Source organism: Arthrobacter sp. YC-RL1 (genome assembly GCF_001454985.1).
Classification (GTDB): Bacteria; Actinomycetota; Actinomycetes; order Actinomycetales; family Micrococcaceae; genus Glutamicibacter; species Glutamicibacter soli.
Map to the genome: position 1 here is coordinate 2,921,294 of NZ_CP013297.1, position 12,908 is coordinate 2,934,201.

Annotated in this window: 13 protein-coding genes and 1 riboswitch; of the genes, 3 read left to right on the forward strand and 10 right to left on the reverse strand. The window is 64.9% G+C overall.

The annotated features are described in order from the left end of the window. Positions 1-22: 22 nt before the first annotated feature. Positions 23-880 carry an SGNH/GDSL hydrolase family protein gene (locus ATC04_RS13545; protein ID WP_120989810.1) on the forward strand — a complete coding sequence of 286 codons (858 nt, stop codon included), beginning with the start codon at positions 23-25 and terminating at the stop codon, positions 878-880. A gap of 65 nt (positions 881-945) precedes the next feature. Here ATC04_RS13545 and ATC04_RS13550 read toward each other — a convergent pair whose 3' ends face one another. Together ATC04_RS13550 and ATC04_RS13555 are read right to left on the reverse strand one after the other, a co-directional pair. Further along, a complete protein-coding gene (locus ATC04_RS13550; RefSeq protein WP_082123830.1) occupies positions 946-2,094 on the reverse strand; it encodes a homoserine O-acetyltransferase in 1,149 nt (382 codons plus the stop codon). A gap of 2 nt (positions 2,095-2,096) precedes the next feature. Then, positions 2,097-3,440: a bifunctional o-acetylhomoserine/o-acetylserine sulfhydrylase gene (locus ATC04_RS13555; protein ID WP_047118565.1), complete on the reverse strand. Its 1,344-nt coding sequence runs from the start codon at positions 3,438-3,440 to the stop codon at positions 2,097-2,099. An 89-nt stretch (positions 3,441-3,529) separates the two neighbouring features. Beyond that, positions 3,530-3,648: riboswitch (SAM riboswitch) on the reverse strand. Between the two features lie 173 nt (positions 3,649-3,821). On the opposite strand from ATC04_RS13555, the gene ATC04_RS13560 reads away from it, so the two are divergent. After that, the gene (locus ATC04_RS13560; RefSeq protein WP_047118564.1) at positions 3,822-4,466 is read left to right on the forward strand and encodes a VOC family protein; all 645 of its coding nucleotides are present in this window, start codon (positions 3,822-3,824) and stop codon (positions 4,464-4,466) included. Between the two features lie 86 nt (positions 4,467-4,552). Here the strand turns inward: ATC04_RS13560 and ATC04_RS13565 are convergent, their stop codons facing one another. From ATC04_RS13565 to ATC04_RS13575, 3 genes are all read right to left on the reverse strand, one after another. Continuing rightward, entirely contained in the window at positions 4,553-5,857 is a 1,305-nt protein-coding gene (locus tag ATC04_RS13565; RefSeq protein ID WP_047118563.1) for a hypothetical protein, read from the reverse strand. Between the two features lie 125 nt (positions 5,858-5,982). Further along, the gene (locus ATC04_RS13570; RefSeq protein WP_047118562.1) at positions 5,983-6,396 is read right to left on the reverse strand and encodes a GNAT family acetyltransferase; all 414 of its coding nucleotides are present in this window, start codon (positions 6,394-6,396) and stop codon (positions 5,983-5,985) included. Between the two features lie 20 nt (positions 6,397-6,416). Next, entirely contained in the window at positions 6,417-7,199 is a 783-nt protein-coding gene (locus ATC04_RS13575) for a type II CAAX endopeptidase family protein (protein WP_047118561.1), read from the reverse strand. Positions 7,200-7,291: 92 nt separating this feature from the next. Here ATC04_RS13575 and ATC04_RS13580 point away from each other — a divergent pair, with 92 nt between their 5' ends. Beyond that, positions 7,292-8,146, forward strand: a complete 855-nt coding sequence (locus ATC04_RS13580; RefSeq protein WP_060617033.1) for an aminoglycoside phosphotransferase family protein — start codon at positions 7,292-7,294, stop codon at positions 8,144-8,146. A gap of 40 nt (positions 8,147-8,186) precedes the next feature. Here the strand turns inward: ATC04_RS13580 and ATC04_RS13585 are convergent, their stop codons facing one another. The 5 genes from ATC04_RS13585 to ATC04_RS13605 all read right to left on the reverse strand — a co-directional run bounded on the left by ATC04_RS13585 (position 8,187) and on the right by ATC04_RS13605 (position 12,855). Next, on the reverse strand, positions 8,187-8,966 hold the full coding sequence (locus ATC04_RS13585; RefSeq protein WP_047118560.1) for a DeoR/GlpR family DNA-binding transcription regulator: 780 nt from the start codon (positions 8,964-8,966) through the stop codon (positions 8,187-8,189). 12 nt (positions 8,967-8,978) lie between these two features. Beyond that, positions 8,979-9,686: a copper homeostasis protein CutC gene (locus ATC04_RS13590; protein ID WP_052772284.1), complete on the reverse strand. Its 708-nt coding sequence runs from the start codon at positions 9,684-9,686 to the stop codon at positions 8,979-8,981. Further along, on the reverse strand, positions 9,686-10,543 hold the full coding sequence (locus ATC04_RS13595) for a carbohydrate ABC transporter permease (RefSeq protein ID WP_231735983.1): 858 nt from the start codon (positions 10,541-10,543) through the stop codon (positions 9,686-9,688). Before ATC04_RS13595 ends, ATC04_RS13590 begins: the two co-directional genes overlap by 1 nt. Before the next feature lie 2 nt (positions 10,544-10,545). After that, a complete protein-coding gene (locus ATC04_RS13600; protein ID WP_231735984.1) occupies positions 10,546-11,463 on the reverse strand; it encodes a sugar ABC transporter permease in 918 nt (305 codons plus the stop codon). A gap of 132 nt (positions 11,464-11,595) precedes the next feature. Next, on the reverse strand, positions 11,596-12,855 hold the full coding sequence (locus tag ATC04_RS13605; protein ID WP_047118559.1) for an extracellular solute-binding protein: 1,260 nt from the start codon (positions 12,853-12,855) through the stop codon (positions 11,596-11,598). Positions 12,856-12,908: the final 53 nt, after the last annotated feature.

Genomic DNA, 12,908 nt, shown 5'->3' on the forward strand with positions numbered 1-12,908 from the left:
CTAACGAGTAACAATGTAGCTTGTGGCTATTTCCCCAAGTTTCGAAACTCCTGATTCCGAGAATTCCACGGTGCACCCTTGGCGGCGCTATGTAGCGGTCGGCGATTCTTTCACCGAGGGCGTGGGAGACCCCGATCCCCTGGCCCCGCAGTCCTTCCGAGGCTGGGCCGACCGTCTGGCCCAGGAGCTCAGTCGGGGCGTGCCTGACTTCGCCTACGCCAACCTCGCGATCCGCGGCCGGCTGATTGCCCAGATCATCGAGGAGCAGGTCCAGCCGACCATTGATCTGAAGCCCGACTTGATTTCCATCTGCGCCGGAGGCAACGACGTGCTGCGCCCGGGAGGGGATCCGGACAAGATCGCCGACCAGCTCGATTCCACGATTTCCCGGCTGAATTCCACGGGGGCCACCATCCTGCTGTTCACCGGGCCGGATATCCGGGACACCCCGGTGCTCGGAAGCATCCGCGGCCGCGTGGCCATCTACAACGAGAATGTCCGCACCGTCGCCGCACGCTACGACGCGATCGTGGCAGACATGTGGGCGCTGCGCGAACTGCACCAGCCGGTGATGTGGTCTGCGGACCGCCTGCACTTCTCGCCGCTGGGCCACCAGCGCATTGCGGCGATGGCACTGGATGCCTTGAACGTCCCGCACACGCTTGACACCCGTATCGACGCAGTCGAGGACACCCGCAGCTGGAAGGAAGCGCGGATCGAGGACCTGCACTGGGCCCGTGAGCACCTCGCCCCATGGGTACTGCGCCGGCTGCGCCACCAGTCCTCGGGAGATGGCATCACCGCCAAGCGCCCCACCCCGATGCCCTTTGCGGACAGCGCCCCGAACGACTCGCTGGGCGCCGGCGACAGCGCCCGATAGCCCCCGGACACGGCGGAGGCCGCGCCACCGATAACTGGTGGCGCGGCCTTCGCTTTGTGCGTGGATCAGTCTTCGTCGAAGACCAGGGTACGCAGCACCCCATCCAGCTGGGCGGCGTCCGTCAGGAAGCCGTCATGGCCGATCGGCGAATCGATGTAGTGCACGGGCTTGGGTGTGGCCAACGAGGCGGCCAGCTTCACCGACTGCTCCGGGTAGTACAGGCGGTCCGATTTCACGGCGGCCACCAGCACATTGACCTGCTCCAGCCGAGCCAGCGCCTGCTCATAGGAGCCGTGCCCGCGCGCCACGTCGTGGCTCATCAAGGCCTCGGTCAGCACCAGGTAGCTGTTCGCGTCGAAGCGGTTGACCAGCTTGCTGGCCTGGTGGTCCAGGTAGCTTTCCACCTGGTAGCGGCCGCGCTTGCCTTCGAAGGGGCCTGCCGGCACCTCGCCCTCCTGCGCCTTGCGGCCGAAGCGGTGCTCCAGCTCCGCCTCGGAACGGTAGGTCAGGTGGGCCAGCCGGCGGGCCAGTCCCAGCCCCTCGTCCGGGCGCGCCTGGTTCAGGTAGTAGTCTCCCCCGGCGAAATGCGGATCAAGCCGGATGGATTGGGTCTGCACCTGCGCGAACGCTATCTGTTCTGCGCTGGCTTGGCCGGTGGAAGCCATGACCACCAGGTTCGCGACCTGCTCAGGGAATTCAACCGCGTATTCCAGGGCCCGGGCTCCGCCCATGGACCCGCCGAGCACGGTATGCCAGCGCTCAATTCCCAGCTGCGTAGCCAGCCTTTGCTCCAGCCGTACCGAATCCTTGATGGTGACGAACGGGAAACGCGAACCCCACGGCACACCTTGCTCATCCAGCGATGCGGGGCCGGTGGATCCATTGCAACCGCCGACCATGTTCACCGAGACCACGAAGAAGCGGTCGGTGTCCACTGTCAGGCCGGGGCCGACGAAGTCCTCCCACCAGCCGTCGGTCTGCGAATCGCCCCGGGAGACGTGGGCGTCTCCGGTCAGGGCGTGCATCACCAGCACTGCGTTGCTGCGCTCGGCATTCAGCTCCCCCCAGGTTTCGTAGGCCAGGGCCACCTGCGGCAGGTAGCCGCCGAACTCGAAGGAGTACTCGCCCACGGACGCACGGCGCAAAATGCCGTGGGTCCCTTCGGCGAGCTCTTCGGTGCCGATGGTGTCTTCGGTAGTCACAATGGATGCCATGCCTAGCGGGTTTCCTGCAGTTCCTTGCCCTCAAGGGCTGCGACCGCCTGGAACCCAAGCTCGAGGTCGGCCAGGATGTCGTTGATGTTCTCCAGCCCGACGCTCAGGCGCACCAGTCCCGGGCGCACCCCGGCGGCCAGGCGCTCCGCGTCGGAGAGCTGGGCGTGGGTGGTGGAGGCCGGGTGGATGACCAGCGAGCGGACGTCACCCAGGTTCGCCACATGGGAGTGCAGCTGCAATGCGTCCACAAAAGCCTTGCCGGCTTCGACTCCACCGGGCAGGTCGAAGGCCAGCACCGAGCCGGCGCCCTTCGGGCTGTACTTGCGTCCGCGCTCGAACCACGGCGAGGATTCCAAGCCGGCGTAGGCCACAGCTTCCACATCCGCGCGGGCTTCGAGCCAGTTCGCGACAGCGGAGGCGTTCTCCACATGGCGTTCGATGCGCAGGGACAGGGTCTCCAGACCCTGGGCGATCAAGAACGCGTTGAACGGCGCCGGGGCCGAACCCAGGTCGCGCAGCAGCTGTACGCGGGCCTTGAGGATGTAGGCCAGGTTGGCGCCGAGGATGCCGTTGACGCCCAAGTCGCGGGCGTAGACCAGGCCGTTGTAGGACTCGTCCGGGGTGTTGAAGCTCGGGAAGCGCTCGGGATCCTTGGAGAAGTCGAAGTTGCCCGAATCCACGATCACGCCGGCGATCGCGGTGCCGTGGCCGCCGAGGAACTTGGTGGCCGAATGGATCACGATGTCCGCACCCCATTCGATGGGACGGATCAGGTACGGGGTGGCCAGGGTGCTGTCAACCAGCAGCGGCACGCCGACCTCGTGGGCGATCGCGGAAATGCCCTCGATGTCCAGCACATCCTGGCGCGGATTGGAGATGGTCTCGCCGAAGAACGCCTTGGTGTTCGGCTGGACGGCGTCGCGCCATTCCTGCAGGTTGTCCGGGTCGGAAACGAAAGTGACCTCGACGCCCAGCTTCTTCAGCGTGTGCTTGAGCAGGTTCTGGGTTCCGCCGTAGAGGCTCGGGCTGGCCACCAGGTGGTCGCCGGCCTCGGCGATGTTCAGGATCGCGAAGGTGGTTGCCGCCTGGCCAGAGGACAGCAGCAGTGCGCCCACGCCGCCTTCGAGGTCGGCGATGCGCGTTTCCACGGCCTCGGTGGTCGGGTTGCCGATGCGGGTGTAGATCGGCTCCAGCTCCTGCAGGGCGAAGCGCGCTGCGGCGCTTTCGGCGCTCGGGAAGACGAAGGACGTGGTCTGGAAGATCGGCAGGGAGCGAGCACCGGTAACCGGGTCAGGGCTCTGTCCTGCGTGGATCTGACGGGTTTCAAACGACCAATTGTTGCTCATGGCAGCCTCCAAAAGTTCTGTAACTATGGGGGTACACCACTGAACACACACCACCGGGAAGAACCTCAACGAGGTGCTGCCAGAGGGGTAACCCGCGCTTGTCCTTGACGCCGAGCGGCTCAAGGGCCAGGTCTTCACCCGGGGCACCCCACCGCGGTTGGAGGGTTGCCGCCCAGTAAGCCGGGGCTTGTTACTGGGACTCATGACCTGCCACCAGTGTGCCCGAAAATCGAATATCTTGGCAACCCGAGGCCGGATCCAGAGTCTCAATCGGTCATATTCACGTCCGAGCGACGTCTTATTGCACAGAATTCGACAAGAGTCCAGATCTTAGGATCACCTAAGTAGAGACTGGGATCACATTGTTGTCATGATTGGCACATGATGAGGCTAGATCACGTTACGTACGCATGCGGCCCGGATGGGCTGATGCCAACCGCTGAAAGAATTGCAGAGTCCCTGGGCCTGGAATTCGTCAAGGGAGGCGTGCATCCACGGTTTGGAACTCGCAATGTAATTTTCCCGCTGAAGCACAACCAGTACCTTGAGGTCGTCGAGGTACTGAACCATCCTGCCAGCCTCAAGGCACCTTTCGGACAGGCCGTGCGCGCGCGCTCCGAGCTGGGCGGCGGCTGGATGGGTTGGTGCGTGTCATTGGACGACCTGAGCGGAGCGGAAGAACGCCTGGAACGCAAGGCAGTTCCCGGGAACCGCAAGTTCCCCGACGGCCGCGAACTGACCTGGCAGCAGATCGGCATCAAGGGCCTGATCGCGGATCCGCAGGTGCCCTATCTGCTGCGCTGGGACGACGGCACCGAGGACCTGCATCCGTCGCGCGCGCTGGAGCCTACCGGTGAAATCAGCGAGATCAACATTGCAGGATCCCGCGAGCGCGTGCTTGAATGGCTGGGGCAGCCGGAGAACGTGAATCTCGGACCGGTGACCACCAAGTACCAAGCTCCCAACGGGACGCCGGGCATCCTGTCGGTAACTTTCAATACCGCCAAGGGCACGGTCGTTCTCTAGGAACATCGGGGACCACAGCACAAGATAGGCGGGGACAATGGAGTCCCCACCTACCTTTGCTTGTTAATTGGACGGTTGGTGCAGCCCTAGGATCCGGGTAGCTGCACCAGCTGGCAGTTTTCGACTCCCGCGGCCGCCCGTTTCACCCAGCTGATTTGGGACTGCTCGTCCAGCGCGTTCAGCGCGTCGAGCTGCTCAGACTGGGCTGAGTCGACGAATTCCCGGTCTGCCTTTGTAGTCCACCATTGGTACAGCAGGTTGGACTGCGCCCACATGTGCCGCTGCGCTTCGGTAGCGGCACTCGAGGTGCCAACAATGCCGTGGCTCGCCGCAAGGCTGCCCAAACATTGTTCGGTGGGGTTGACCGACATTTTCATGGCCAGATCCCACTTGACGGTTTCCGGGGAATAGCGGTCCTCGAAGCCCAGCAGCAGACCGCCGGTTGCCTCGGCATGGGCCTTGCTGCTGGTGATGATGCGCGGCTGCTGGATTCCTGTGGCCTGTTCCAACTGGCCGACACCCGCGGTGATGTTAGACCTCCAGTCGTTCCAGTGCTCCGCTTCCCCGGGCCAGAAACAGTACTCGTGCCCGTCGCCGGGTTCTTCGCAGCGTAGCTCGGAGGTGCGGCTGAGCTGCTGCTCTTCGCCCGCATCCTGCGCCGCCAGCGCCCCGCCGCCCCAGAGCACTGTCAGCGACAATGCTCCGGCCACGGCCAGCGCGCGACGCGCCATTCGGTTCATGTTCTGCGCCTTGACGCAGATGGCCAACACGCCCAACATCGACCAGCCCAGATAGCACAGGGCGACTGCCTGGATGACTATGGGATTCGGTGCCGAATCCCGGGTGCAGCACTCTGAAAGCCCTGCCATGTTGCTCAGCATGGGGCCAGGGGCCACCAGGGAAAGCAGTTGCAGTCCGGAGAACAACACGATGCTCAGCCCGATGGCCAGCTTCGGGGCGAACAGCAGTCCCAGCCCCAAACCGCCCAGGCACAGGCCCAGCATCATGAGCATGGAGAGCAGGAATAGTCCGGGGTCGGGGACGAACACTTCGCCCATCCGGTACATCACCGTCGCGTAGCCCAGCAGGTAGGCGCTGGCGCCGACAACCAGCGGGGGCGCCAGCAGCTGCAGGGCGGTTGCCGCGATGCGGTGCGGTCCGCGTACCCGGCGCAGGGCCGCGATGCCGAAGCGGCCGCCCACCCATGCGGCGTAGGTGCCCAGCACGACGCCGCAGAAGAGCATGCCGAAGGAGGAGGCGACGCTCAGGCCTTCCCTGCTGGTATGTTCGGTCTCCACCGGAACCAGCAGCGCCAAGAGCTCGGTGAAGATCAGCATCGCCATCAGCGCGAGGCAGGCCCGCGACTTGCTCCAGAGTTCGGCGAACTGCATGTCTTCCCTTCGAGTTCCTGACGGATGCTCTCTCATCAGGAAGTCTTTCATCAGATTGGCGGATATTTTGTACCGGAGTAACTTTATCCGCTTTTTCTGGACGTCCGCTTCAAATACCCTGCTGGTTAGGGAACCAGCCGTTTGCCCAGCACTGCGACGTTCAGGCGTTCGAAACCGAGTTTTTCGTAGAACTGCGTAACCGAGTCATTGCCGGCGCGGACCATCAGCTGGACCTTGACGGTTCCCCGGGCGCGCAGCCATTCTGCTGCCGCTTCGACGATGCGCCACCCGCAGCCCTGGTCCTGCAAGTCGGGGTCGACGGCGACGTAGTAAAGCCAGCCGCGATGCCCGTCATCTCCGGCCATGGCGGTGGCGGCCAGCCGCTCCCCCTGGACGAGCGCCAGGATGGTGGACTCAGGGCCCGCGAGGGCCTTGCGGGCGTCGGCGTGCGGATCGTTCCACGGTCGGGTCAGCCCGGTGTGTTCCCACAGCGCGACAGCCCGCTCGACCCAGGCCTCGGAAAGTTCGATTAATTCCATGTCAGAAGGCTATGGGAAGGCTACGCGCCGATGCCAATCGCCGGTCCGAGCAGCAGGTAGCCGACGAAGCCGATGGCATCGAGCAGGAAGTGCGCGATCACCAAGGGCATGACCCGGGCGTAGCGGTGGTAGACCCAGCCGAACACCACACCCATGACCACGTTGCCGATCATCGGCCCGATGCCTTGGTAGAGGTGGTAGCTGCCGCGGATCAGCGCCGAGGCTAGGATCGTGGTCCACAGTCCCAGCTTGAGCTTGCGGACGTAGGTGAACAGGAAGCCGAGCATGATCACTTCCTCCAGCACCGCGTGGCGTGCGGCCGAGAGCATGAGCACCGGGACGCTCCACCAGTAGTCCCCGAGGTTCGCGGTGGACAGCGCCGTGGTGATGCCCAAAGCCCTGCCCGCAGCGTAGACTCCGAGGGTTCCCAGGCCCATGGCCAGGAACAGGCCGGCGCCCAGCAGCGTATCCCGCCCGGGTTTGCGCAGGTCGAAGCCGATCATCGACACGGTGGTGCCGGTGCTGCGCTTCATGAGATAAAGCGCCAGCAGCACGGGAACCAGGGCGAAAACGATGTCCAGCAGCTGGTAGGCCAGGTCGAAGTACTCGCGGGTGCTCAGCGGGTTGTTCATCGAGGTCGTCTGCTCGGACAGCGGCGCCTTGGTGACCTTGTCGGCGAAGCTGATGATCGAGTACACCGCGCTCTGTCCCAGGCACAGGGCCATCACCAGCGCGATCTCGATCTTCAGCGTGCGCCGGTCCACGGTTTGGGTGCTGGTCTGTGCATTCACGTCTTTGATCATAGACCGCGCACGCTGTGCGGACACCCAGCGATCGGGACGCCATGCGATAGCCTGAAGAAGCTGTTTTCCCTGATCCGCGAAGCGAGTTGCCTGTGTCCCGTCCCGCCACCGAAGCCGAGATGAACCTGGGCACGATGCTGCGCCCGGACCTGCCCTGGGAAGGAGGGGTCGTCAACGAGGGCGGACAGTTCCACACAGTGCTGCTGGCCAACGAGCAAGCTGTCATCCGCATGGCCCGTACACCCCAAGCCAGTGCCCAGATGCCGCGCAGCGTCCGGCTCCACCGGCTCCTTGCCGAGCAGCTGGATTACCTGCTTCCCACTGACTGCAGCGACATCCTGACCATCGACGGGCTATCTTCGGTGGCCACCGTATTCGTACCGGGGAGCGCCCACGAACCGCATAGCGGAGACCCTGCGCCACTTCGCCGCTTGGTTCGGGAGCTGGCCGAGGTGCACCTGCAGCCGCTGGAAGATGAACTGGCCGAGCCCTTTGCATTTCGAGGTCCGTGGACGCCGGCGCGCCAGCAGAAATGCTTCGATGCGCTTCCGGAAGAGCTCCGCTCGGCGTCCGCGCTCCTGTGGGATCAGTTGGATTACCTGGCGCAAAGCCCAACCAGCTTGGTCCACGGCGATCTCGCTGGCCACAACATGCACTGGGTGGACGGGAAGCTGGTCGGAATCCTGGACTGGGATCTTGCCTGCGCCTGGGACCCTGCGTTGAATACGGCCTACCTCTCCTTGTGGCATGGGCAGGACCTGATCGAGCAGATTGCCCCGGATGCCGAGCAGGCCCGCAGAGCCAGGATCTGGCTGGGCCTGATGAGCCTTGAACGGCTCTCCGACACGCTCACGCGCAGCGACAGTCCCCGGCTGGACAAGCTCATGCGCAAGATCGGCCCGCGCATCCTGTCCGCGGCCGAGGCGGCGGGCTCCCGCCCGCGTTAGTCTGCCGGGCTTCCGGTCGGGTCCTGCCATGCGGGTGCGGCTAGCCGAGGACAGGCATGCCCCCGGCGGCCAGGGCCTTGCGTTGGGCCGCGGTGATTTTGGCGTCGGTGATGATCCCGGTGAGGTGTTCGGTATCCAGGATGACGAACGAGCGTTGGCCGATCTTGGATGAATCCACCACCACGAAGCTGCGCGCGGACTGCCGGATCAGCTGTTCGTTGACCGCCGCTTCCATCTCGTCGCCGACCATCGGGCCGGTGTCCGCATCCAGCCCATTGACCCCCACGAAGGACAGGTCGAGGGTGATCTTCGCGAGCGAGGACTGCGCCATGGGGCCGACCAGCTCGTAGGAGCGGTCGTTGAGCACCCCGCCGGTGACCATGACCCGGATGTGCGGGCGCACCGCCAGCAGCGAGGCGATGTTCACGGCGTTGGTGACCACTGTCAGGGTGACCCGCCCCGGCTCCCCCACCAGTTCCTGGCGCAAGCCCAGCTCGGTGGCGATGGCCTTGGTGGTGGTGCCTCCGGACAAGCCGACCACCATGTCCTTGCGCACCAGCGCGGCGGCGGCCTTGGCCACCTGGGCCTTCTCTTCGTCGTGCTCCTCGCGCTGGTAGCGCGAGGGCAGCTCGTAGGCCACGGAGTTGGAGACCGCTCCGCCGTGGGTGCGGGTCAGCAGCGAGGCCGCGGCCAGTGAATCCAGGTCCCGGCGGGCGGTTGCCGGGCTGGTGTCCAGCTGCTGCACGATCTCATCGACGTCGATCTGGCCGCGGCTGGCCAGCAGGTCGAGGATGTGGTTAAGCCGCTCCTCGCGTTTCATGGATCCTGCCCCTTACTTGGTCAGTGCGTTCAGCGTGCTGCGCAGCTGGCGCACCTGTTGCTCCGACACCCTGATGGTGCCGGCATAGTGTGTCTTGGCGGAGAAATGCACGGCAGCCGCACCGGCGCCGCGCGCCGGGCCGATGTCCTGCGCCCTCATGCCGCCGCCGGCCATGATCTGGATCCTGCCGGCGGCCGCCTGCGCCATCCGGGCAATGACCTCCAAGCCCTCGCCGGCGGCGTCTCGCCCTCCACTAGTCAACACTCGGTGGATGCCAAGTGCCAAAAGCTGTGTCACGGAGGCCACCGGATCCGCGCTGGCGTCGATGGCCCGGTGCATGGTGATTTCAAGCTCCGGATTCACCTCCAGGCCGGCCGCGGCCATCCGTGCCACGGCTTCCAGGTCCACCGCGCCTCCGGCGTCCAGCGCCCCGAGCACCAGCCCGTCCACGCCGGAGCGGGCCAGCCGCCTCGCCTGCCGTTCCATGACCCGCAACTCCGCGTCCTCGTAGTGGAAGTCGCCGGGCCGGCTGCGCAGCAGCGCGTGCACCCCCAGCGCCGGGCGGTGTTCCAGGATGTCGTCCAGGACTTCGGGTCCCGGGGTGATGCCGCCCAGTTCCAGGGCTTCGCAGGCCTCGATGCGGTCAGCCCCGGCGGCCGTGGCCGTCCGGGAGCACCGCCCGCTGGTGGCGACGATTTCCAGGGCCGTGCTCGGTTCCATTACTTCACCGCTCCGGCGGCCAGGCCGCCGATCAGGCGCTTCTCGATGAGCGCGAAGAGGACGATGACCGGGACGATGGCCACGATGGAGACGCCGAAGACGTACTGCCAGGCGGTGGCGTACTGGCCGACGAACTTGGTCAGCGCCACGCTCAGCGGCTGGTTCTCGGCGGTGGACAGGATCACCAGCGAGGCGGCGAATTCATTCCAGCAGGACACGAAGGTGAAGATCACCGCGGTGACGATGCCCGGCCAGACCAGCGGCAGGTTGATGGTGAACAGCACACGCAGCTTGCCGGCGCCGTCGATCTGCGCCGCCTCGTCGATGCTGCGCGGCACCCCGGCGAAGAAGGAGTGCATGATCCACACCGCGAAGGCCAGGTTGAAGGCCGCGTTGATCAGAATCATGGCCAGCCAGGTGTCGTTCAGATCCCAGGCCAGCATCTGCTTGAACAGGCCGGCGGTGAGCACCGCCGGCTGCAGCATCTGGGTGACGATCACCAGGAACATGAACACCATCTTGCCCGGGAACTTGAAGCGCGCGGTGAAGTAGGCGGCCGGGGTGGCCACCAGCAGCACCAGCAGGGTTGCGAACACGGAGATCACGATGGTGGAGATGAGGTTGTAGGGCACCGGGGTTTCCGGGGTGTCCCACATGCTGACGTAGTTGGACCACTGCAGCCCGTCCTGCGGCATGAAGCTCGGCGGGATCTGCAGGATTTCGGCTTGGGTCTTCAGCGAGCCGATCATCATGGTGCCGTACGGGATCAGGAAGACGATAACGACCACCAGGCCGATGATCATGCGGCCGATTACTGTCTTGCGGCTGGCGCGGTCTTCGGTATCGAGGAAAGCCACGATCACACCTCCTGCATCGGCTTGACGGTTTTGACGTAGATGGCGACGATGACCAGCACAATCGCGAAGTTCACGACCGACAGGGCCGAGGACAAATCCAGCCGGCGGTCGAACTGCAGGACCTTGAAGATGTAGGTCATCAGCGTGTCGGCGCTGTTGCCCGGGATGGATCCGGTCATGACCTTCAGGATCGGCAGGTTGTTGAAGACGTTGATGATGTTGATCAGCACCGCCACCGCCAGCGCGGAGCGCAGCTGCGGCAGCACCACGAACAGGTAGGTCTTCCAGCGGCCGGCCCCGTCCATGCGGGCGGCTTCCAGGGTGTCGCCCGGCACGGCCTGCAGGCCTGCGAGCAGCGTGTAGGTCGTGAACGGGATCGAGACGAAGATTGCCACGACCACCGAGACCGCCATGGCCGGGATCGCGTTCTTGGTCCAGCCGAAGCCTTCGTCCATGAAGCCGATCTGCACGAAGAAGTGGTTGAAGATGCCGTAGTTCGGGTCCAGGCCATAGTAGAACACGGTGGTGGTCATGACGACGGAGGCGGCCCAGGGGACGATCACCGCCATGCGCACGATGGTGCGTCCGGGGAATGGCTTGGAGAGGAACTGCGCCAGCGCCAGGGAGATGACGACGGTGATCAGCACGACCGAGACCACCCAGAAGAAGGTGTTGGCCAGGATCCGCGGCAGCGCCGGATCGGCGAAGATCGTGGAGAAGTTGGCCAGGCCCGCCGAGTGCAGGTCGGTGCCGACCGAGGAGATCTTCCGGGTGGAGTTGTAGATCATGTAGCCGGCGGGGAACACCACGATGGCCAAGATCAGCAGCAGCGCCGGGCCGATCCACGGCAGCGAGGAGATGAATGACTGGGTATCGGTGCTGCGCCGGAGCTTGCGTCCGGCCGGTGCTTTGACTGGCACTGGGGAGCTCATGGAAGGCTCGCTTTCATTGCATGCTGTTCGGGAGGGGACCGGAAAATCATGTGCCGATCCAGCAGGAAAGGCCCGGCGTAGCGACGTCGGGCCTCCCCTGCGAACTAGGTCGCCTGCCGTTTACTTGGCGGCGTCGGCCTTCGCCTGGATTGCGTCCAGCACTTCCTGGGCGGACTTGCCGGTGGCGATTTCACCCATCAGCGACTTGAACGCGCCGTCGGTGGCGTTCCAGGCCGGGTTGGTGGTCGGGTAGAACACCGCGTTGGGCAGCAGGTCCAGGAACGGCTTGAGGGTTTCGTCCCCGGCCAGCTTCTCGGAACCCGACTTGGTGGTCGGCAGGAAGCCCTCGGTGGACACCCAGTCGGTGTAGACGTCGGCGGAGAAGAAGTAGTCGAAGAACTCCTTGACCGCGGCCGACTTGCTGCCGTCGTTCTTGAAGGACATCAGGCGGTCGGCGACACCCAGCGTGGCCGGCGAGCCGGTCTTGGTGGCCACGGCGGCGATGCCGTAGTCCAGGTCCGGGTTTTCCTTCTTGATCTGGCCCACGGTCTGCGGCAGCGCGTAGGCGAAGCCCAGCTTGCCCTGGATGAAGGTGTTCAGCATCGGGGTGCGCTGGGTGGCTCCCGGGTCGTTCTGGGTGACGCCGTCGTCGATCATCTTCTTCATGAATTCCGCGGCTTCGAGGTTGGCCGGGGTGTTCACCGCGATCTTCTGCGCATCGCCGAAGTTGCCGCCGTTGCCGGCGAACCAGATCAGGGACTCGCCCTGGGCTTCCTCGCTGCCCAGCGGCATGCCGTAGCCGTCGGCCTTGGTCTTGTCGCTGATGGCCTTGGAAGCGTCATGCAGCTGGTCCCAGGTGGTCGGGACGTTCTTGACCCCGGCTTCCTCCATCAGGTCCTTGTTGTAGAACAGGGCGCGGGCGGAGGCGATCAGCGGCAGGCCGTACTGGGTGTCCTGGTACTTCTCCGCGTCGGCGAAGGTGGTCTGGAAGTCGGCCAGGGTCTCGGCCGAGGCGACGTCGCTGGCAGGGGCCAGCAGGTCTTCCGCGGCGAATTCCGCGAAGGCGCCGCCGTTGTAGATGTCCGGCGCCTGGTTGCCCTGCAGCTTGGTCTTCAGGACGTTCTCGATGTTCTCCCACGACTGGACTTCGAGGTTCACCTTGATGTTCGGGTGCTCGGTCTCGAAGTCGTCGATGACGCCTTCCCACAGCGCCTTGGTGCCGGTGGAGTAGGTCGGGACGAGCATTTCCAAGGTCGTCTGTGCGCCTTCGGACTCGGCCGATCCGCCACTGTCATTGCCGCCGGAGAACCCGCAGCTGGTCAGGAGCAGTGCTGCTGCGGCCGAGAGAGCCAGTACCGCGGAGCGCTTGGTTCGTTTCATGGTGTTCCTCAGGGTTCGTGATGCCGCAGCACCAAAGCGAGTGATTCTTTTAT